Genomic DNA, 20,310 nt, shown 5'->3' on the forward strand with positions numbered 1-20,310 from the left:
ATTCGCGTCAACGGCCTGCAGCGGGTTTCCGCTGGCAGTGTGTTCGGTGCCTTGCCGCTGAACGTTGGCGACCAGGCCGACGACCGCCGCCTGGTGGACTCGACTCGTTCCTTGTTCAAGACCGGGTTCTTCCAGGACATCCAGTTGAGCCGCGATGGCAATGTGCTGATCATCAACGTGGTCGAGCGCCCGTCGGTGTCGAGCATCGAGATTGAAGGCAACAAGGCGATCAGCACCGAAGACCTGATGAAGGGCCTGAAACAATCGGGCCTGGCCGAAGGCGAGATCTTCCAGCGTGCCACCCTCGAAGGTGTGCGTAATGAGCTGCAGCGCCAGTACGTGGCCCAAGGGCGCTACTCGGCCGAGGTCGACGCCGAGGTGGTGCCGCAGCCGCGCAACCGAGTGGCACTGAAGATCAAGATCAACGAAGGCACCGTCGCCGCCATCCAGCACATCAACATCGTGGGCAACAACGTATTCGATGATGAGACCCTGGGGCAGCTGTTCGAGCTGAAGACCACCAACTGGCTGTCGTTCTTCAAGAACGACGACAAGTACGCCCGTGAAAAACTCTCCGGTGACCTGGAGCGCCTGCGTTCCTACTACCTGGACCGCGGCTACATCAACATGGACATCGCCTCCACCCAGGTGTCCATCACGCCGGACAAGAAGCACGTCTACATCACCGTCAACATCAACGAAGGCGAGAAATACACCGTTCGCGACGTGAAGCTGTCCGGTGACCTCAAGGTGCCGGAAGACCAGGTCAAGTCGTTGCTGCTGGTGCAGCCGGGCCAGGTGTTCTCGCGCAAGGTGATGACCACCACGTCCGAGCTGATCACCCGCCGCCTGGGTAACGAAGGCTACACCTTCGCCAACGTCAACGGCGTGCCGCAACCAAACGACCAGGACCACACCGTCGACATCATGTTCGTGGTCGACCCGGGCAAGCGTGCCTACGTCAACCGCATCAACTACCGCGGCAACACCAAGACCGAAGACGAAGTGCTGCGTCGCGAAATGCGCCAGATGGAAGGTGGCTGGGCGTCGACCTACCTGATCGACCAGTCCAAGACCCGCCTGGAGCGCCTGGGCTTCTTCAAGGAAGTCAACGTCGAGACCCCGCAGGTGCCTGGCACCGACGACCAGGTCGACGTCAACTACAGCGTCGAAGAGCAGGCCTCCGGCTCGATCACCGCCAGCGTCGGTTTCGCCCAGAGCGCCGGCCTGATCCTGGGGGGTTCGATCAGCCAGAGCAACTTTCTCGGTACCGGTAACAAGGTGTCCATCGGCCTGACCCGTTCGGAATACCAGACCAAGTACAACTTCGGCTTCGTCGACCCCTACTTCACCGCCGACGGCGTGAGCCTGGGCTACAACCTGTTCTACAACAGCACCGACTACAGCGATTACTACGACGATGGGGTTTCGTATTATGCAATCAACAGCTACGGCGCCGGGGTCAGCTTCGGCTACCCGATCAACGAAACCTCGCGCCTGACCTACGGCCTGACCCTGCAGCACGACGACATTTCGCCCGGCACCTACAGCGCTGACGAGATCTACGATTTCATCTCCCGCGAAGGCAAAAGCTTCAACAACCTCAAGGCGTCGATCGGTTGGTCGGAATCTACCCTCAACAAAGGCGTGCTAGCCACCCGGGGCCACTCGCAGAGCCTGACGCTGATGGCTACCACCCCTGGCAGCGACCTGTCGTTCTACAAGCTCGACTACAACGGCCAGGCTTTCCTGCCGGTCACCAGCAACACCACGCTGCGCCTGCACACCAACCTGGGCTACGGCAACGGCTATGGCTCCACCGACGGCTTGCCGTTCTATGAAAGCTACAACGCCGGTGGGCAGGGGTCGGTACGCGGGTTCAAGGACGGCACCCTCGGCCCGCGCAGCACACCGGCTACCGGGGCCTATTCCAGCGCTGGGCAGGCTTACTATTCCGACCGCGACACCGATGTGCTGGGGGGGAATATCCTGATTACCGGCGGTGCCGAGTACCTGTTCCCGCTGCCCTTCGTGAAGGACCAGAGCCAGCTGCGCAGCTCGGTGTTTGTCGATGCCGGCAACGTATATGCCGACACCTGCTACCTGTCCACCACCCAAGGCTGCGGCAGCGTCGACCTGGCGCAGATGGCTGTGTCGCTGGGGGTTGGCGTGACCTGGTACAGCCCGATGGGGCCGCTGAGTTTCAGCCTGGCGGCGCCATTGAAAAAGCCGGATAACGCCGAAACCCAGGTGTTCCAGTTCTCGTTGGGCCAGACCTTCTGAGGCTGCTCTTGAAATGAACCGCGCAGCACGGGGGTTGAGCATTACCCGCTTTTACCCCCGCTTTACCCAAGTTGACAATCACCTTGCCTAAGCTGGCCAGCACTCGAACCCCGCCCAGCAGGACACCCTCATGCCTCCGTTCACACCCTGTTTCCCTACATCACTGCGCGAAAATGAAATACCCGTCGCCCTGCTCGATCTGGTGCAGCAACGCCTGACCACCCTGCTTGGCCCACGCTTCACGGTGGTACTGGGCGGTAGCGGCAACGGCGATGGTGTCAGTCATTACCACCTGGCAATCCAGCACAACCAGAGCGGGGTTTCCCTGGAGGATTACGGTGACGTCGGTGCCGGTTTCGTCGAGCACCTGCTGCGCATGGGCACCCAGGTGCGGGACATGCTCGACTCAACCACCTTCAGCCGTATGGGCAGCGACGACCCTGGCCGACCATTGGTATGGCTCCGCGAGCTGGTCAGCCCCGGGGAAACCATTACAATGCGCGGCCCAACCTGAAATATGTTTTCCCCATGAAATCACTGCTTTACGCCGTAACCTTATTATTTTCCTTTACCCTCCCTGCCTTGGCCAACCCGCCGACCACCTTCACCGAAGCCAAGGTGGTGGCCAAGCAGAAGGTCTACCTGGACCAGGCCAGCAGTGCCATGGGCGACCTGTACTGCGGTTGCAAATGGACCTGGGTGGGCAAGTCTGGCGGGCGCATCGATGCCGCCTCGTGTGGTTACCAGACGCGCAAGCAGCAGAACCGTGCCGAACGCACCGAGTGGGAACACATCGTGCCCGCCCACACCTTCGGCAACCAGCGCCAGTGCTGGAAGAACGGCGGCCGTGAGCACTGCGTGGACAACGACCCGGTGTTCCGCGCCATGGAGGCCGACCTGTTCAACCTTTACCCGGCCGTGGGTGAGGTCAACGGTGACCGCAGCAACTTCAACTACGGCATGGTCACTGGCAATGCCGGCGAATACGGCCAATGCACCACCAAGGTCGATTTCGTCCAGCGCACCGCCGAACCGCGTGACGAAGTCAAAGGCCTGGTGGCCCGCACCACGTTCTACATGTTCGACCGCTACAAGCTGAACATGTCGCGCCAACAGCAACAGCTGCTGATGGCCTGGGACAAGCAACACCCGGTGTCGGCCTGGGAGAAAGAACGCGACCGGCGCATTGCCGCGATCATGGGCCATGCCAACCCGTTCGTAAGCGGCGAACGCAAGTGGACCGCCGGCTACAAGCCGGTTGGCAGCGGCGTGGTAGAGGCGGTGCCGGTAAACGCGGCCAAGCCAGAGGCCAAACCAAGCCTGGCCAGCGCCGGTTCGGTCGGCGCCGTGCTTGGCAACCGCAACAGCCACGTCTATCACCTGTCAGTCGGCTGCCCGGGCTACAACCAGGTTACAGCGAAGAACCAGGTTACCTTCGCAAACGAAGGTGAAGCGCAGGCAGCGGGGTATCGCAAGGCAGGCAACTGCCGCTGACCGTTTCAAAGGCTGCGCGGCCCCTGTGGGAACCGGGGCGCGTCAGCCGTTGACCAGGTTTACCGGCCGCTCACCGGCCAGCGCGCTGAGCAGGTTGTCCACCGCGCAACGCGCCATGGCCTGGCGGGTGTCCTCGGTCGCCGAGCCGATGTGCGGGGTCGCTACCACGTTATCGAGCTGCAACAGCGGCGAGTCGCTCGGCAGCGGCTCGTGCACGAACACGTCCAGCCCCGCACCGCGGATGCGCCTGGCCCGCAGCGCTTCGATCAGCGCCTGCTCATCCACCACACGCCCGCGTGAGATGTTCACCAGGATTGCCTCAGACTTCATCAACGCGAGTTCCCGTGCGCCTATCAGGCCTTCGGTGCTGGCGCTCAACGGCACCGTCAGGCAAACGAAGTCTGCCTGCTGCAACAGCTCATCCAGGCTGCACTGGCATGCGGCATAGCGTGCTTCCACCTCGGGCTTGGCACGCTGGCTGTGATACAGCACGCGCATGCCAAAGCCAGCGGCCGCGCGCCGGGCCAGGGCCTCGCCGATGCGGCCCATGCCGACGATGCCTAGCGTCTTGCCGTGCACATCACTGCCAAAATGCGCCGGCCCCAAGTTGGCCTGCCAGCGGCCGTCACGCACCCAGTTCGCCAGCTCCACCACCCGCCTGGCGGTAGCCAGGATCAAGGCAAAGCCTGTGTCGGCCGTGGTTTCTGTCAACACGTCGGGCGTGTTGGTCAGCATCACACCACGCCTGCTGAGTTCAGCAATGTCGTAGTTGTCCACGCCTACCGAAACGCTCGACACCACTTCGAGTTGCGGGGCAAGGTCGAGCAGGCTGGCATCCAGGCGCAGGCTGGCCCCCAGCAACCCGTGCGCCCCCGGTAACGCATCGCGCAGGCGGGCCAGGCCATCGGGCTGGGTAGTATCCACCCAGGTCACCTCGACGCGATCTTGCAGGCGTGCCATCAAGTCGTCTGACAGGCGTTTATACAGGACGATTCGCTTCTTCATTGCAGGTTTCCTAATGGTTCATGGCCAGACGCGAGCTATCGCGCTTTGCTCGGCCAGAGGTCTGGGAAGTATTGAGCGCAGCGGTAAGCGCCACTGCAGTCAGCAGCGCACCGCACATGAACAGGTAAGAGGCGCCGGGCCCGCCCGTAGCCCCATTGAGGTAGCCCACCAGCCACGAACCGCCAAACGAGCCCAGCGCCCCCATGCTGTTGATCAGCGCCATGGCGCCGCCTGCGACGTTGGCCGGCAGGATCTCGGGCACGATCGCGAAGAATGGGCCATAGGGTGCGTACATACAGGCACCAGCAACCACCAGCAATGCATACGACAGCCAGAAATGCTCGCTGCCCAAGGCGTAAGAACCATAGAACGCCAACGCGGCAATCAGCAGCGGCGGCCAGACGAAGCGCTTGCGCTTTTGCAGGCGGTCGGACGCCCAGGACACGCCCACCATCGCCAGCACCGCCGCCAGGTAGGGCACCGAGGCCAGCCAGCCGGCCTGCACGATATCAACGTTCGCCGCCTGCTTGAGAATCGACGGCAGCCAGAGCACGAAGCCATACACGCCGATGCTCCAGCAGAAGTACTGCAGCGCCAGGATGATCACTTGCGGCGAGCGGAACGCTTCGCGGTAGTTCTTTACAGGCTTGATACCCTGCTGCTCGGCAGCCAGCGCCTGCGCCAGAGCGGCCTTTTCCTGCTCGCTCAGCCAAGCCACCTGGGCCGGGCGGTCATCTACCAGGCGCCACCAGAAGAATGCCCAGATCACGGCGGGCAGGCCTTCGATGATGAACATCCAGCGCCAGTCGTAATGCTTGATCAGGTAACCGGACACCACCGACATCCACAGAATGGTCACCGGGTTGCCCAGCATCAGGAAGGTGTTGGCGCGCGAACGCTCGGCCCGGGTGAACCAATGGCACAGGTACACCAGCATGGCCGGCATGACCGCAGCCTCCACCACCCCGAGCAGGAAGCGGATGCCGATCAGCATGTAGACGTTGCTGACCATGCCGGTAAGCGTGGCAAGGCCGCCCCACAGAATCAGGCAGACGAAGATGAGCTTCTTCACGCTGCGCTTTTCAGCGTAGATGGCGCCGGGCACCTGGAAGAAGAAGTAACCGAGAAAGAACAGCGCACCCAACAACGAAGACAGCACCGGGGTGATGTGCAGGTCTTCGGCCATGCCGGAGGCGGCGGCGAAGCCGTAGTTGGCGCGGTCCAGGTACGCCAGGCTGTAGGTGACGAACACAATCGGGATGATGTACCACCAGCGGCGAGGTGCCAGGCTTTGGCTTTGCATGGTTTGTTTCTCCTGAGCTTGTTGTTTTTGTTGCAACAGGTGATTCGGGGTCGGCTCATGCGCTTCTGCGCAGGTCGTAGGCCTCCAGTTCATGACGCAGCGGCAGCCCTTCCATGTCGCCCCGCGACTGCACGGCACGGCTGCCGCACCAGTTGCCGCGCGCTACCGCCTCGGCTACCGGACGGCCCTCCAGTAGCGCGCTGAGCACACCGACGGCAAAGGCATCACCTGCACCGACGGTGTCCACCACGCGGCTGACTGGCACGGGGGCTACCTGCCCTTCGCCCTTGGCGCTGCGGAAGTAGGCGCCAGCGTCGCCCAGCTTGATCACCACCAATTCCACCCCTTGGTCCAGGTAGAACGCGGCGATATCGGCCGGCGTGTGNTGACCGGTCAGCAACCGCCCCTCCTCCAACCCCGGTAAAACCCAGTCGGCCTTGGCCGCCAGGGCATTGATTTCTCGCACCATGCTGCTTTGATCGGGCCACAGCGAGGGGCGCAGGTTGGGGTCGAACGATATGCTGCGCCCGGCTGCGCGCATTGCGTCCAGCAGCGCGTGGGACAGCGCCCGCGAGCTGTCCGACAGCGCCAGCGGAATACCGGTAGCGTGCACGTGGCGAGCCTGCAGCCAAACGGGGCTCACCATCGCAGGTGACAGCCTGCTGGCCGCCGAACCGCGGCGAAAGTACTCCACTGCCGGGTCACTGCCATCATCGCTGCGGGCCTTGAGCTGAAAACCCGTCGGGTAGATGGCATCCACCTCGACACCGGAACAGTCCAGGCCTTCGCAGCGCAAGCTGTCGAGCACGAAACGGCCCAACGAATCGTCACCTACCCGGCTCAGCCAGCGCACCTTGAAACCCAGCCGCGCCAGGCCGATCGCCACATTGCTGTCGGCGCCGGCGATGCGTTTGCCGAACTGGCCGACACCGGCCAGATCGCCGGCTTGCTCGGCGACGAACATGGCCATGGTTTCGCCGAAACACAGCACGTCATGTTCATGCATGGTCCGCAGCCAAAGCCCATGGCCACGCTGCTGCCGCCTCGCGTGAGGCGTTTTTTGCCGAGGCGGATATTGTCAGCCTGAACCTGCGCCTTTCGGATCAGACACGCCATGGAGTGACCTTCGACGACCTGTCCCACATGAAGCCCGACGCCTTGCTGGTGAACGTCAGCCGCGCGGAACTGATTGCACCAGGCGCATTACTGCAGGCATTGGATGTCGGGCGGCCGGGCTACGCGGCGGTCGATGTTTATGAGGAGGAGCCGTTACTCGACCCGGCCCATCCACTGCTGCGCCACCCACGTGTACTCAGCACGCCCCACCTGGGGTATGTGGAGAAGAACGGCTACGAGCTGTACTTCGGTGACGCCTTCGACAATGTGCTGGCGTTTTTCGAAGGGGTGCCGAAGAACGTCGCCAACCCGCAAGCTTTGGCACTTCAACGCTGAACCCAGTGCAGCCTTGAGGTTGCACTACCCAAGCAGGTGCAGCCCCAGCGTAAACACAGCCACGGCCAAGGCGACCAACGACACTCCATGACGTTCCAGGTACGCGGGCCAACCGGCTGCTGACTGCGCCACGCATTGACATTGGCGCTCAGCCAGGCCGGTCAAGCGCGTCTCCACACTGTCCACACGGTCTGCCTGGGTGCTCGCTGCCAGCGCGAGCTTCTTCAGTGCCGTGGTCACCGTGATGGACAGCCCCTCCCGAGCCTGATTGCTGGCGGCCAGTTGCTGCTGGCACTGCTCAAGGTGCTTGCGAATCGCCCCTTCCTTCTGCACACGGGCCAGGGTAGTTGCCACGAGCTTTTTGTTCAGCGCCTCGATACTGGCCTGCAGTGCGTCATGCCCGGTGGCCTGCTGGGCCGACGCGTCTGCCTCATCGTGGGGCTCGTGCATCGTGTTCCCATTCACCTCGGCAAGCGGAGTCAGGGTGCCGTGTTCATGTAGCTGGTTCATCAATCACTGTCCGGATACTGCGGTAAGGGGCGAGAAGCTATCAAAATGACATCAACGGATCCACTGCTCAGTCGCGCAATTGACGGCTTTCGTCAGAACGTGCGCGTACACTTGCCTTCATGCCACTCGCAGGAGCCGCTTCATGCCCTACCCCATTGAAGAAAAACTGGTCATCGGCGTTGCCTCGAGCGCGCTGTTCGACCTCTCCGTCTCCGATGACATCTACCAGACACAAGGTGTCGAGGCTTACCGCCAACACCAGGAGCAGAACCTGGACGAGCCGTTCCCCAGTGGGGTGGCGCTCCCGTTCATTCGCCGCTTCCTGAGCATCAACAAGGCGTTCCCCGACCAGTTGCCGGTGGAAGTGGTGCTGCTCTCGCGCAACTCGCCGGAAACCGGCCTGCGGGTATTCCGCTCCATCAGCCACTATCAGTTGGACATCACCCGCGCGGCATTCATGTCGGGCCGCTCGCCCTACGAATACATCCCGGCGTTCAATGCCTCGCTGTTCCTCAGCGCCAACGAGGAAGATGTGCAAAAGGCCATCGACGCCAACTACCCTGCCGGGCGTGTACTGCCTACGCGCATCTACGACGATGAAATCGACACTGAGCTGCGGGTGGCCTTCGACTTCGATGGCGTGATTGCCGACGACGAGGCAGAGCGTGTTTACAAGCGCAACGACAACCTGGACGACTTTCAGGAACACGAGCGCATGCACAAGGGCACCCCGCATTCGCCGGGGCCACTGGCAGACCTTTACCGCAAGCTTTCGCGGATACGCATGCTGGAGGACCGCAAGCTGGCCGAGGACCCGACGTACCAGCGGATTCTGCGCATTGCCATCGTCACGGCGCGCAACGCGCCTTCGCACGAGCGAGTAGTGACAACCTTGAAGGATTGGGGCGTATCCCCGGATGAGTGCTTTTTTCTAGGCGGTATGGATAAACCCAGGGTGTTGTCGATATTGAAGCCGCATGTGTTTTTCGACGACCAGCGCACGCACCTGCAATCGCCAGCGGGAAACCTGCCGATGGTGCATGTACCGTTTGGGGTGGCGAATAGAGTGAGCTCGCCTCAGGAACCAGACCTGCAGCAGGATCAACTGCCGATCAGCGCATCATCCTGCATGCCCTAAAGCGCAAACACCGGCGCTGTGCCACCCGCGGTTCGGGCGACCAAGGGGGTGCGCCGGTGCCGGGTACGCGCTTGCAACCCGGCCGAGATGGCGCGGTCCATCGCGGGGTCAAATTAGCGCGGGCCGCCACCCTGATGGCCACCAAAACCACCGCCGTGGCCACCCCCACCATGACCACCGCCACCACCCGGTGGCATGAACATCCAGCAACCCGACAAGGCGGATACCAGCGCCGCCACCAAGGCTGCGCGCAAAAGGTTTTTCGACTTCATTGAAACGCTCCACAAGGCTAGATCTGCTGCCTGCCTTAGCTGATTGGGCAGCGACAGGATTCTAGAGCTGCGGTGTGATGGCACAGGGAAACTTTGCATATCTTTACTGTCGAGCCAGTGGCCGCAAACGCCGCGCAGGGACCACCAGAATGATCCTCCTTGACCCATGCCCACTCGCCGCCGCATGCTCGAACGCTTCCACCCACGCTCAAGGAACGATTGCATGAAGCTGGAAACGCTTGCCATCCATGCGGGCTTCAGCCCCGACCCGACCACCAAGGCGGTGGCCGTACCGATCTACCAGACCACCTCCTTCGCCTTCGACGACACCCAGCACGGCGCCGACCTGTTTGACCTGAAGGTTGCCGGCAACATCTATTCGCGCATCATGAACCCTACCAACGACGTGCTCGAGCAGCGCATGGCCGCCCTGGAAGGCGGGGTTGGCGCGCTGGCCGTCGCCTCGGGCATGGCGGCTATCACCTACGCCATCCAGACCGTCGCCGAAGCCGGCGACAATATCGTCTCGGTGGCCAAGCTGTACGGCGGCACCTACAACCTGCTGGCGCACACCCTGCCACGCATGGGAATCCACACCCGCTTCGCGGCCCATGACGATATCGCCGCCCTCGAAGCGCTGATCGACGCGCGTACCAAAGCGGTATTCTGCGAGTCCATCGGCAATCCCGCCGGCAATATCGTTGATATCGCTGCGCTGGCCGAGGCCGCCCACCGCCACGGGGTGCCGCTGATCGTCGACAATACCGTGGCCACCCCGGTGCTGTGCCGACCGTTCGAGCACGGCGCCGATATCGTCGTGCACTCGCTGACCAAGTACATCGGCGGTCACGGCACCAGCATCGGCGGCATCGTCATCGACTCCGGCAAATTCCCCTGGGCCGAAAACAAGGAACGCTTCGCCCTGCTCAACACCCCCGACCCGTCCTACCACGGCGTCACCTACACCGAAGCTTTCGGGCCTGCCGCCTTCATCGGCCGCTGCCGTGTGGTGCCCTTGCGCAACACCGGCGCCGCGCTGTCGCCATTCAACGCCTTCCTGATCCTGCAAGGCCTGGAAACCCTGGCCCTGCGCATGGAGCGCCATACCGAGAACGCGCTAAAGGTCGCCCATTACCTGCAAGCCCACGAGCAAGTGGCCTGGGTGAAGTTCGCCGGGCTGCCCGACCACCCCGAACATGAACTGGCCCAGCGCTACACCGGTGGCAAGCCGGCGTCGATCCTGTCGTTCGGTATCAAGGGTGGCCAGGCGGCTGGCGCGCGCTTCATCGATGCATTGCAGTTGGTGGTACGCCTGGTGAACATCGGCGACGCCAAGTCACTGGCCTGCCACCCCGCGTCCACTACTCACCGTCAGCTCAACGACGAGGAACTGGAAAAGGCCGGCGTGCCACGGGACATGGTGCGCCTGTCGATCGGCATCGAACACAGTGACGACATCATCGCCGACCTGGCCCAGGCCTTGGAGGCCAGCCGCGGCTGATTCCTCCGCGCCCTACCCAATGTCGAAGGCGGGCGCACCTTCATCAAGCGTGGGATGTACCCGCAATGACCCTGTTTTACCTGAAACTCACCATCACCCCCCTGCTGATGTGGGCCATCTCCCTCGCCTCCCGGCGCTGGGGCGGCCTGCTAGGCGGATTGCTGTCCGGCCTGCCGATCACCTCGGCGCTGGTGATGACCTTCCTGTGCCTGGAACAGGGCACGGCCTTCGCCCTGGGCGCATTGCCCGGCGCACTGGGCGGCCTGGCAGCGGTGCAGGCCACCTACACCGTCTACCTGCTGGCCACGCGCACACTCGGCATCGCCGTGGCCGTACTGCTGGCGTTGCTGTTCTATGGCCTGGCCGCCTATGCCTTTACCCACTGGGGCAGCCTGTACCTGTCGATTGCAGTGGCGTTGGTACTGATCGGCGTGCTGATCCGCGCCAGCGGCCGTGAGCCCAAACCTGATACCTTGGCCCGCCCCCGGCACCGGCACTGGGAAATCCCGTTGCGCATGGTATCTGCCACTTCCCTGCTGATGATCACCACCAGCCTGGCCAGTTGGCTGGGCCCGGCGACCAGCGGGATGCTGGCGCCGATTCCGGTGATTGCCTGGCCGCTGGTGGTGTTCGCCCATGTGCAGGGCGGGCGAGCCGGGATGGCGGCGATGGTGCGAGGGAATGCGATCGGCGCGGTGGGGGTGATTGCGTTCTATCTGGTATTGGCGGGGCTGCTGGAAACGTGGGGCGTTGGCGTGACCATCGGGCTGGCCATGCTGTGCGCTGTGGTGCTGACCCTTGGGCTGGCCGCGGTGTTGCGGCGGCGTTGAGAGGTCGCTGGGCTGCTGCGCAGCCCAGCCGAAGCACGCCTGCACCTACAGGGACCGAGCGGACTGCTCGCACCTGCGGCCTTAGTCGAACGCCCCGTTCAACACCTCATAGATGATCCCGGTCGCCACGGCGACCAGAATCAGGTCTGCGCCCGCTTGCATCCACTCATACCCGTCGTAGTGAGGCAGCTGCCCCAACAGACGGCCATCCAGTTTCTTGGCGATACCAGGTGGCAGGGGCTTGCCGCGGGCCAGGTTCTTCTGAATACCTGGAGGCAATGCCGGGCCCGGGCTCCAGTAGTTGCGGTGGCCACCGAGGATGCCCAGTACATCGCCACGGTCGATGGACGGGCCGCCGTGCCAGTCATTGCCGCCGACGCTCTGCTTGTGGCCGCCCGAATTGCCCTGGCCCTGGGCGTGCGGCGCCTGGCCCTTGCCGTGCCCCTGACCTTGGCCCTGGCCTTTGCCATTACCCGGGTCGGCGAGCACCGGGCCAGAGGCCAAGGCCACCGCCAATGAGGTGACAACGGCTGTCATGATTGTTGATCTGGCCATGTGAGCATCCTTTGCGAGAGAGGTTGTCCCACACTATAGACGGTGCGCACGCCTGCTTCACTTGCAACCGCCTCAGCAGGGATGGCTGACAAGGGAGGCACGCTTCGGCCACAATCGGTCGCCTGGTCCACGCTGGGAAGCACTGCATGCTCACTACCCTCGCCATCGGCAACTACCGCTCGATCAACCACCTGGTGCTGCCGCTGAGCCAACTCAACCTGGTGACCGGTGCCAACGGCAGCGGCAAATCCAACCTGTACAAGGCGCTGCGCCTGCTGGCCGAAACCGCACAGGGCGGTGTGGTCGAAGCCCTCGCCCGTGAAGGCGGGCTGGATTCGACCTGGTGGGCCGGCCCAGAAACCAGCGCACGAATGCGGCGCGGCGAAGTGCCCATCCAAGGCCAGCATCCGAGCGAAGTCAGGCGCCTGCGCCTGGGCTTTGCCACCGAAGACCTCGGTTTTGCCATCACCCTCGGCCTGCCAATTCCCCTGCCGTATCCGAGCGCGTTCATGCTCGACCCTGAAATAAAGTGCGAGGCCATCTGGGGCGCTGGCGCCTATCGCCCCTCTTCGTTGCTGGTCGAGCGCAAGAATGCCCTGGTGCGGGCCCGCGAGGGCAACCGCTGGGCAGTGCTCGATCAGCATGCTGACAGCGGCGAGAGCTTTTTCAACATCGTCGGCCGGCCACGCCAGGCACCGGAAATCGGTGACCTGCGCGCGTTCATCAACAGCTGGCGGTTTTACGATCACTTCCGGATTGACCGTGATGCGCCTTGCCGTCAACCCCAACTGGGCACTCGCTCGCCGGTACTGCATCACGACGGGCGCAACCTTGCCTCGGCGTTGCAGACCATTATCGAAATTGGTGATGTGGAGGATCTGGTGGAAGCGCTGAATGATGCGTTTCCCGGCAGCCGTCTGGAGGTCAATGCGCCACCTGGCGGGCTGTTCAGTGTACGGCTGCACCAGCACGGTCTTTTGCGCCCGCTCGAGGGTGCTGAATTGTCAGACGGCACCCTGCGTTATCTTCTGCTGATGGCCGCCCTGCTCACACCACGACCGCCATCGCTGATGGTCTTGAACGAACCGGAAACCAGTCTGCACGCGGACCTGCTCCCGGCCTTGGCGCGGCTGATCATTCGTGCATCACGCCGTAGCCAGGTTTGGGTGGTATCGCACAGTGCGCCATTAATCAACGCGCTGGCAGCCTGTGACGGGTGCAATGTGCTAGAGCTGGAAAAAATACAAGGGCAAACCCAGCTGCGGGGGGTTGGGTTGCTGGATGAGCCGCTGTGGCGCTGGGCTGACTGAATTCAAGGACGGCACAAGCCCGGCATGACTAACCGGCCCCGGTAATCTCGTCCATGAACTGGGTAAGAAAGGTTTCAAGCCGGGTATGACGCTCGGCAGCAAGGCGAGCCCCTTCTTGGGTCTTAAAGCCCGAGGCGAGCTTGAGCAGTTTGGTCTGGAAGTGCTCGATGGCATACGCCCCGTCCTGGTACGCCCTCTGCTGCGCGAAAGGATTCTCGACGTCATAGAGCGCCGACCCCATTCGCCCGGCGACGTAAAAACACCGGGCAATACCCACCGCGCCTATGGCGTCAAGCCGGTCACTGTCCTGAAGGATGCAGGCCTCACGTGTCAGCGGTTCGAACCCCGCCGAGTAACTGTGCGTTTTGATCGCATGCACTACCTGCTCAACACGCCCACTCGGCCAGCCCATCTCAGCAAGGACTGATGCAGCCTTGTTCGCCGATAACGTCGAGGCCTGCCCACGTAACGGCGAATGCTTTTCCACCGCCACACAGTCGTGCAGCACCGTCGCCGCAAGCAAGATTTCAAGGTCGCCACCCTCTACCCGCTGAATCCGGTGCGCATTGACCCACACGCGCTGAATATCGGCCAAGTCGTGGGAGCCATCACGCTGGTCGGACGGCAGATACTTCAGCAAGTCAGTGGCAAGGCTCTGATAAGGGGCAAACGCTTGGCGGGTCATCTTCGGTAGGTTCCATTTCCGGTGAATGCGCGGGGTCACGGGCGCCGTCCGGACACTGCCTGGGCAAGTACCGAGAGCCTGCATGTCGGTTTCAAAGCCTGTACAGCACTGGCAGGAGCAGCCTTGTGCTGCGATAAGGATGTTACTGCCAAAGTAGATCCTCAGCCCTATCTGCACCTTGCTACTAAGTATTTCCGTCAACAACACGTTTGTTACTGGGAGCACTTGTATTCGATCAGCAAGGAGTCAATGGATGTCCGCTCGCTTTTCCTCCCCCGCCACCCGTATTCGCCAAACCGCGCTAGCGGTCAGCTTCGCGGGCTCGCTGCTGGGCACTGCACATGCCTGGGCCGAGCCTGTGGGTTACAGCATCCCGGCAGGGTCATTGGCTCACGCACTCGACCAGTTTGCCGACGCCAGCGGGGCAGTCATCAGTTTCAGCCATGAAGCAGTCGCAGGCTTGCACAGCAAAGGGCTGAACGGCAATTACGCGCTGCATCAGGCGTTGGCAGAACTGCTGCAAGGCAGTGGCTTGCAGGTGCAGGCAGCGGGCGACAAGCACTTCATGCTGGTCAGCGCTGAGCAGGATGGCGCCATGGAGCTTGCGGCAACCACCGTCTCCAGCATGGCCCTGGGTGCCACCACCGAAGGCACCGGCAGCTACACCACCGGCTCGGTCAATACCGCAACCGGGCTGCGGCTGTCTGCACGCGAGACACCCCAATCGGTCAGCGTGGTCACCCGCCAGCAGATTGAAGACCAGAACCTGAACGATGTTGCCCAGGTGCTTGAACAGACACCAGGCGTGGTCGTTGACAGCATGGGGCCCGCCGGAAGCGACGCCAACCATATCTACGTGCGCGGCTTCGAGGTCGGCAGCATCCAGGTGGACGGCATCAACCGCCCCGATACCTTTGGCTTCAGGGACGACCTCTCCGACATGGTGTCCTATGACCGGGTAGAGGTAGTGCGCGGTGCCACGGGCCTGATGTCCGGCACTGGCGACCCGGGCGCCACCGTCAACCTGATCCGCAAGAAGCCGACCCTGGAAACACAACGCAAGCTGACCTTGAAAGCGGGCTCGTGGGACAACTACCGCACCGAGCTGGACGTTTCTGGCAAGTTGACGCAAAGCGGCAATGTTCGCGGGCGCTTTGTCGCCTCCAATACCGACAGCCAGAGCTACGTCGACCGCCAATCGCTGGAGCGGCAGGTGGCCTATGGGGTGCTGGAGTGGGACATCACCGACAGCACGATGCTGACAGCAGGTGCGGAATATCAGGAGATGGACAACGACGGGGCAGGCAACCACGGCTTCCCGATGTTCAATTCAGATGGCAGTCACTTCAGCCCCTCCCGCGCGTTCAATTCGGCTTCGGACTGGAGCTATCACAAGCGTCGCACCAAGACGGTATTCACTACGCTGGAGCATCAACTGGACAACGGCTGGCAATTGAAACTGAATGCCGAACACAGCCGTCGCAGCTATGACGACGCCTTCGCCACCGCTGCCAGCGGCACCGTCAAGCCCGATGGCAGTGGCATCAGCACCTGGACGGGGCGTTGGGCCGGCGAGCCCCGGCAGACCTCATTCGACCTGTCGGCGTCGGGCCCGTTCGCGCTGTTGTCACGCGAGCACCAGGCCTACGTCGGGGCCAGTCACTACCGCGCCTACTACCGCAACGACGGTTACCCACTGTGGGCGATCCAGACCATCGACAACATTTACACCTGGGACGGTTCGCTGGCGATACCAGACGCCATCCATGCCAAGTCCTCGGAAGACGCGCTGGATGAAACCCAGGACGGCCTGGTGGCTTCGGTACGCTGGAGCCTGGCCGATGACCTGTCGCTGATTACCGGGGCGCGGCTGATCGACTGGAAACGCGACGAAACCTCTACCACCCTGTCGTCCGGCACGACAAGCCGCACCTCACGTAGCGAAACCGGGGTCGTCACGCCCTACCTTGGCCTGGTGTATGACCTCAACGAGCACTGGTCGGCCTATGCCAGTTACACCACCATTTTCAAGCCGCAGAGCAACAAGGATATCAACGGTACCTACCTGGACCCGCTGGAAGGCGTGAACTACGAGCTCGGTCTGAAGAGTGAGTTCTGGGACCAGCGCCTGACCACCGCTTTCAGCGTATTCGAGGTGCACCAGGACAACCTGGCGGTAGCCGACGGAAGCAACCTGGCGCCAGACGGCAACCAGGCCTACCGTGCCGAGTCGGGTACCAAGACACGTGGTTTCGAGATGGAAATGGCGGGCGAGATTTTGCCTGATTGGCAGGTCTCGGCCAGCTACACCTATGCGGTGAGCAAGGATTCGGATGGCGACCGCCTGAACACTGAAATACCGCGAGACACCTTGAAACTGTTCACCAGCTACCGCCTGCCGACCCTGCCACAGTTGAAGGTCGGGGGTGGTGTGCGCTGGCAGGGTACCGAATATTACAAGAGCGCCGGGCCCAACAACGAAACGTTCACCCAGGACCCCTACAGCGTGGTCGACCTGATGGCTCAATATGCCTTCACGCCGCAGACCAGCGTTTCACTGAACCTCAACAACGTGTTGGACAAAACCTACTACACGGCGATTGGCGCGCGCGGCTGGTATGGCAGCCCACGCAGCGCCACGGCCACGTTGGTGTACGCGTTCTGACCCGCCAAGGCGACGCCTGATGGCCCCTGAGTTCGCAGATCAGAACACCGACCATCCGATCCGCGAACTGAGCAGCTCAAGCGCCGCCATCCCGGCCAGGGAGTTGCCCGCCGCATTCAGCTCTGGCGACCACACGCATACGGTAAATTGCCCCGGTACGATCGCCACGATCCCGCCACCCACGCCACTCTTGCCAGGCAAACCCACCCTGAAGGCGAAATTCCCCGCCTCGTCATACAGCCCGCTGGTGGCCATGATCGAGTTCACTTGTTGGGTCTGGCGCCGCGTCAGGATCTGCTCACCGCTGTGCTTGCAGAACCCATCATTGGCCAGGAAGCAGAATGCCCGCGCCAGGTCCAGGCAGTTCATTTGCAGTGCGCAGTAACTGAAGTAACTGCGCAGCACCGTCTCGACCTCGTTATGGAAGTTGCCAAATGACTGCATCAGGTACGCCATGGCAGCGTTGCGCGCGCGAAACTGATATTCCGAATCAGCGACCCGGGTATTGATCGAGATGTGGGGGTTGCCTGAAAGCCGTCGGACAAAATCGCGCATCGACAACGTGGGGGCAGCGAAGCGCGACTGATTGATATCGCAGATCACCAATGCCCCTGCATTGATGAACGGGTTACGCGGCCGCCCGCGCTCGAACTCCAGCTGCACCAACGAGTTGAATGGCTGCCCCGAAGGCTCATGCCCCAGTCGCTCCCAAATGGCTTCCCCCGAATGGCCAATGGCCTGAACCAGGCTGAACACCTTGGAAATGCTTTGCACCGAGAATGGCACCCGCGCGTCGCCTGCGCAGTGATAACTGCCATCGTTGCCATAGACAGCGATGCCCAGCTGGTTCGCCGGCACGTCCGCCAGCGCAGGAATGTAGTCAGCGACTTTGCCCTTGCCGATCAAGGGACGTACTTCTTCGAGAATCTCGTTCAACAGCGTTTGCATGGAAGGCCCTGTATCAATCCCCAGACGACGGCGAGGGGCAGTCTTCTTGACGAAGACTGAGCGGGAGAGATCACACATTCAGAAACAAATCACCGTAAGCATCGTCATCGCCAGGAAGATCGTCGCGCGTTACGGCCGTGAAGGCAGCTGTAAAAAGCTGCGAGGGCCGGCCACGCGCCGCGCCGATGTTGTGGGAATTTCCCCAACGATCCGGCCATCACGCGGCTGGCTGGGTCGATGCTGTTGGAACAGAACGACGAGTGATGCCTGCTCAGACGCTACATGTAGTTGGAGGCTTACGAGGCGGTCAGCGATAATCCACAAGCCTCACATGCCTGTGGAAAGTGAAGAAAAAAACGGCATAATCGCGAATTCTGAAGATTTTGTGAGCCAACTAAAAAAAGGCACAGCGCTCACGTCCAAACTGAAGGAAAGATACATGCGGGCAGCGGGATAAAGGCCTGCTATCTCCGGGAAGCCTTCAACGGTGAAGACATTGGTCAGCCTTCACCTGTAAGCGGCGCCTTCGTGCAGCTATTCGACCCAGAACAGTACATTACTCGACCAGGTGAGCGGGTTTCGAAGTGGCGGGTGGAATTCAACGGACTCGGAGATATGACTTGCTACGCGACCGTACAGCGCACTGCGCAAGTTACAGAGCTTCCGAGGCGGTGTTCGACTATATCGAGCTGACCGCGCAACAAGTGCTTGCCGCCCAGCGCTCAGCCGCTCAAGCGCATCAGGGATGCAGAGACACAGACGGATGCATAGTGTTGAGTGGAAGAGCGTCTATTCATGGAACGAAAAGCAGCCGCGCAGCCCCCGACTGGGTTATCCGTAGCGCTCACCCTGGCAGGGTAGAACGGATCGAAGCGTGGATTGGGGTTTCAAAAATCAATGAATACAGCGAGTGCACTGACCAGCAAACAGAGGCTCGCTACAGCAGTGAGATGCACGCGCATCGGCAGATACCACCCAGGCATCGCTTGCGCCAGTTTGCGATCCTGCCAAAGATGGCCGACAAAACCAAAGGTCAACACCAGACACCCCAATGGCACAGGCAGCAACGTGCCAACCCAACCGATCAGGGCCGGTATAACGCTCCACACCAGTCGCTCTTGACGCTGCTTTGCGGGCAAACCCTGCAACGTCATGGCAAACCCCCAGTGCAGGGCACCGACGAAGCTCAATATCACCGCGCCATAGCCAACCAGCATCATCGAGAAAAACGCTCGATATTCAGCCCAAAAAAGGATGAGCAGCGTCAAACCAATAAACGGCAGCAGACCGCCGTAACCCAGGACAGCGAAGCGGCTTGGAGATAACGCAGTAGCATCGGTATTCATCTGGGCGCCCCTTCGCGACGGTTCAGGACCGGACGTCAACTGTGTCGTCCAATGAGGTTCAGGAATTCGTGCCGCGTCGAGGGGGCGTCGCGAAATGCACCTAACATCACGGATGAAATCATCACCGAGTTCTGCTTCTCTACACCGCGCATCATCATGCACATATGCTGGGCTTCGATCACGACCGCTACCCCTGCGGCATCCGTGACTTCCTGCACGGCATACGCAATTTGCCGCGTGAGGTTTTCCTGTATCTGTAAACGACGGGCGAACATATCCACCACGCGTGCAACCTTGGAAAGGCCTAACACGCGTCCTGTTGGCAGGTACGCAACATGCGCCTTGCCAATAAACGGCAGCATGTGGTGTTCGCACAATGAGTAGAGCTCAATGTCACGCACCACAATCATTTCATCGTTTTCACTCTCGAACAGAGCACCGTTCACGACCTCGTGAAGATCCTGGGCATACCCGTTGCACAAGTACTGCATCGCTTTTGCCGCACGCTGGGGTGTGTCCAGAAGCCCTTCGCGCTGCGGGTTTTCACCAATACCGACCAGGATTTCATGGTAGTGCTCGGCTAACGAATGTGACATTTGGACTCCTCACCGCTACAGCGGTGCCCGCCAGCGGGATGTGGTAGCCAGGCCAAGTGTGGCCTCAATCGACAGAACAGCCTGTAAAGCACCGAAAACAGGGGACGTAGCGGACGCCAAGCCAGTGGCGCGACCCACAGGCCCACATCGGCAGCACGCCAACTCCACAAGGTGGCGTCCAAGCCTGTAACCCAGTGCCCGCTCGCGAACCTTCCATGCAGGCATGACCTCAGTTGCTCAACCGTCAAGCCCAACGCCCCTGCATCGAAATCATCCGCACTGATGTCAATCAGGATGAGCTTTCCCCCGGTCGATTGCCTGCGCAGGAAGGCGATCTCCCGAGCGCACAACGGGCAGGCGCCGTCAAAGTACAGGGTGAAGGGCCACTCGCAATACATGTACAACCTCTCATGCTTG

The 20,310-nt window shown here is 61.8% G+C and carries 19 protein-coding genes and 1 pseudogene; 9 read left to right on the forward strand and 11 right to left on the reverse strand.

Annotated features, from left to right (window positions below):
• From bamA to ACTJJN_RS11255, 3 genes are all read left to right on the forward strand, one after another.
• Nucleotides 1-2,283, forward strand: a 2,283-nt coding sequence (bamA, locus tag ACTJJN_RS11245; protein ID WP_440781270.1) for an outer membrane protein assembly factor BamA, incomplete at its 5' end; no start/stop codon positions are given.
• Nucleotides 2,284-2,413: 130 nt separating this feature from the next.
• Entirely contained in the window at nt 2,414-2,797 is a 384-nt protein-coding gene (locus ACTJJN_RS11250; RefSeq protein ID WP_012052219.1) for a hypothetical protein, read from the forward strand.
• A gap of 14 nt (nt 2,798-2,811) precedes the next feature.
• On the forward strand, nt 2,812-3,777 hold the full coding sequence (locus tag ACTJJN_RS11255; RefSeq protein ID WP_440781271.1) for an endonuclease: 966 nt from the start codon (nt 2,812-2,814) through the stop codon (nt 3,775-3,777).
• Between the two features lie 42 nt (nt 3,778-3,819).
• Here the strand turns inward: ACTJJN_RS11255 and ACTJJN_RS11260 are convergent, their stop codons facing one another.
• Genes ACTJJN_RS11260 through ACTJJN_RS11270 form a run of 3 tightly spaced genes read right to left on the reverse strand, consistent with a single transcriptional unit; the run spans nt 3,820 to nt 7,091 of the window.
• Entirely contained in the window at nt 3,820-4,782 is a 963-nt protein-coding gene (locus tag ACTJJN_RS11260) for a 2-hydroxyacid dehydrogenase (RefSeq protein ID WP_088513131.1), read from the reverse strand.
• 10 nt (nt 4,783-4,792) lie between these two features.
• Nucleotides 4,793-6,085, reverse strand: a complete 1,293-nt coding sequence (locus tag ACTJJN_RS11265; protein WP_010954250.1) for an MFS transporter — start codon at nt 6,083-6,085, stop codon at nt 4,793-4,795.
• Between the two features lie 55 nt (nt 6,086-6,140).
• Nucleotides 6,141-7,091: a sugar kinase gene (locus ACTJJN_RS11270; RefSeq protein ID WP_440781272.1), complete on the reverse strand. Its 951-nt coding sequence runs from the start codon at nt 7,089-7,091 to the stop codon at nt 6,141-6,143.
• Between the two features lie 2 nt (nt 7,092-7,093).
• On the opposite strand from ACTJJN_RS11270, the pseudogene ACTJJN_RS11275 reads away from it, so the two are divergent.
• Nucleotides 7,094-7,554 (forward strand): annotated as a pseudogene (locus tag ACTJJN_RS11275) (NAD(P)-dependent oxidoreductase); the annotation flags it as partial.
• 7 nt (nt 7,555-7,561) lie between these two features.
• On the opposite strand, the gene ACTJJN_RS11280 reads toward ACTJJN_RS11275, so the two are convergent.
• The gene (locus ACTJJN_RS11280) at nt 7,562-8,047 is read right to left on the reverse strand and encodes a hypothetical protein (RefSeq protein WP_440781273.1); all 486 of its coding nucleotides are present in this window, start codon (nt 8,045-8,047) and stop codon (nt 7,562-7,564) included.
• 142 nt (nt 8,048-8,189) lie between these two features.
• On the opposite strand from ACTJJN_RS11280, the gene ACTJJN_RS11285 reads away from it, so the two are divergent.
• Complete coding sequence (locus tag ACTJJN_RS11285) at nt 8,190-9,185, forward strand: 5'-nucleotidase (protein WP_012052853.1); 996 nt, start codon at nt 8,190-8,192, stop codon at nt 9,183-9,185.
• Between the two features lie 113 nt (nt 9,186-9,298).
• Here ACTJJN_RS11285 and ACTJJN_RS11290 read toward each other — a convergent pair whose 3' ends face one another.
• Nucleotides 9,299-9,457, reverse strand: a complete 159-nt coding sequence (locus tag ACTJJN_RS11290; RefSeq protein ID WP_004575389.1) for a hypothetical protein — start codon at nt 9,455-9,457, stop codon at nt 9,299-9,301.
• Nucleotides 9,458-9,680: 223 nt separating this feature from the next.
• Here ACTJJN_RS11290 and ACTJJN_RS11295 point away from each other — a divergent pair, with 223 nt between their 5' ends.
• Entirely contained in the window at nt 9,681-10,958 is a 1,278-nt protein-coding gene (locus tag ACTJJN_RS11295) for a bifunctional O-acetylhomoserine aminocarboxypropyltransferase/cysteine synthase (protein WP_004575388.1), read from the forward strand.
• Between the two features lie 65 nt (nt 10,959-11,023).
• Nucleotides 11,024-11,788, forward strand: coding sequence for a hypothetical protein (locus tag ACTJJN_RS11300; protein ID WP_003250736.1), 765 nt, complete (start codon nt 11,024-11,026; stop codon nt 11,786-11,788).
• An 81-nt stretch (nt 11,789-11,869) separates the two neighbouring features.
• Here the strand turns inward: ACTJJN_RS11300 and ACTJJN_RS11305 are convergent, their stop codons facing one another.
• Entirely contained in the window at nt 11,870-12,343 is a 474-nt protein-coding gene (locus ACTJJN_RS11305) for an anti-virulence regulator CigR family protein (RefSeq protein ID WP_012052855.1), read from the reverse strand.
• A 146-nt stretch (nt 12,344-12,489) separates the two neighbouring features.
• Here ACTJJN_RS11305 and ACTJJN_RS11310 point away from each other — a divergent pair, with 146 nt between their 5' ends.
• The gene (locus tag ACTJJN_RS11310) at nt 12,490-13,653 is read left to right on the forward strand and encodes an AAA family ATPase (RefSeq protein ID WP_012052856.1); all 1,164 of its coding nucleotides are present in this window, start codon (nt 12,490-12,492) and stop codon (nt 13,651-13,653) included.
• A gap of 28 nt (nt 13,654-13,681) precedes the next feature.
• On the opposite strand, the gene ACTJJN_RS11315 is transcribed toward ACTJJN_RS11310, so the two are convergent.
• Nucleotides 13,682-14,338, reverse strand: coding sequence for an HD domain-containing protein (locus ACTJJN_RS11315; protein WP_440781274.1), 657 nt, complete (start codon nt 14,336-14,338; stop codon nt 13,682-13,684).
• A 253-nt stretch (nt 14,339-14,591) separates the two neighbouring features.
• On the opposite strand from ACTJJN_RS11315, the gene ACTJJN_RS11320 reads away from it, so the two are divergent.
• Complete coding sequence (locus ACTJJN_RS11320; RefSeq protein WP_440781275.1) at nt 14,592-17,003, forward strand: TonB-dependent siderophore receptor; 2,412 nt, start codon at nt 14,592-14,594, stop codon at nt 17,001-17,003.
• Nucleotides 17,004-17,042: 39 nt separating this feature from the next.
• On the opposite strand, the gene glsB is transcribed toward ACTJJN_RS11320, so the two are convergent.
• The 4 genes from glsB to ACTJJN_RS11340 all read right to left on the reverse strand — a co-directional run bounded on the left by glsB (nt 17,043) and on the right by ACTJJN_RS11340 (nt 20,291).
• The gene (glsB, locus tag ACTJJN_RS11325) at nt 17,043-17,951 is read right to left on the reverse strand and encodes a glutaminase B (protein WP_004575383.1); all 909 of its coding nucleotides are present in this window, start codon (nt 17,949-17,951) and stop codon (nt 17,043-17,045) included.
• Between the two features lie 887 nt (nt 17,952-18,838).
• Nucleotides 18,839-19,297, reverse strand: a complete 459-nt coding sequence (locus ACTJJN_RS11330) for a DUF3429 domain-containing protein (protein ID WP_440781276.1) — start codon at nt 19,295-19,297, stop codon at nt 18,839-18,841.
• A gap of 35 nt (nt 19,298-19,332) precedes the next feature.
• A complete protein-coding gene (gene folE, locus ACTJJN_RS11335) occupies nt 19,333-19,893 on the reverse strand; it encodes a GTP cyclohydrolase I FolE (protein WP_003250704.1) in 561 nt (186 codons plus the stop codon).
• Nucleotides 19,878-20,291 (reverse strand): thiol-disulfide oxidoreductase DCC family protein, encoded by a 414-nt coding sequence (locus ACTJJN_RS11340; RefSeq protein WP_440781280.1) that lies wholly within the window; start codon nt 20,289-20,291, stop codon nt 19,878-19,880. Before ACTJJN_RS11340 ends, folE begins: the two co-directional genes overlap by 16 nt.
• Between the last annotated feature and the right edge of the window lie 19 nt (nt 20,292-20,310).

The organism is Pseudomonas sp. 22515 (assembly GCF_052044625.1).
GTDB classification, from domain to species: domain Bacteria; phylum Pseudomonadota; class Gammaproteobacteria; order Pseudomonadales; family Pseudomonadaceae; genus Aquipseudomonas; species Aquipseudomonas alloputida.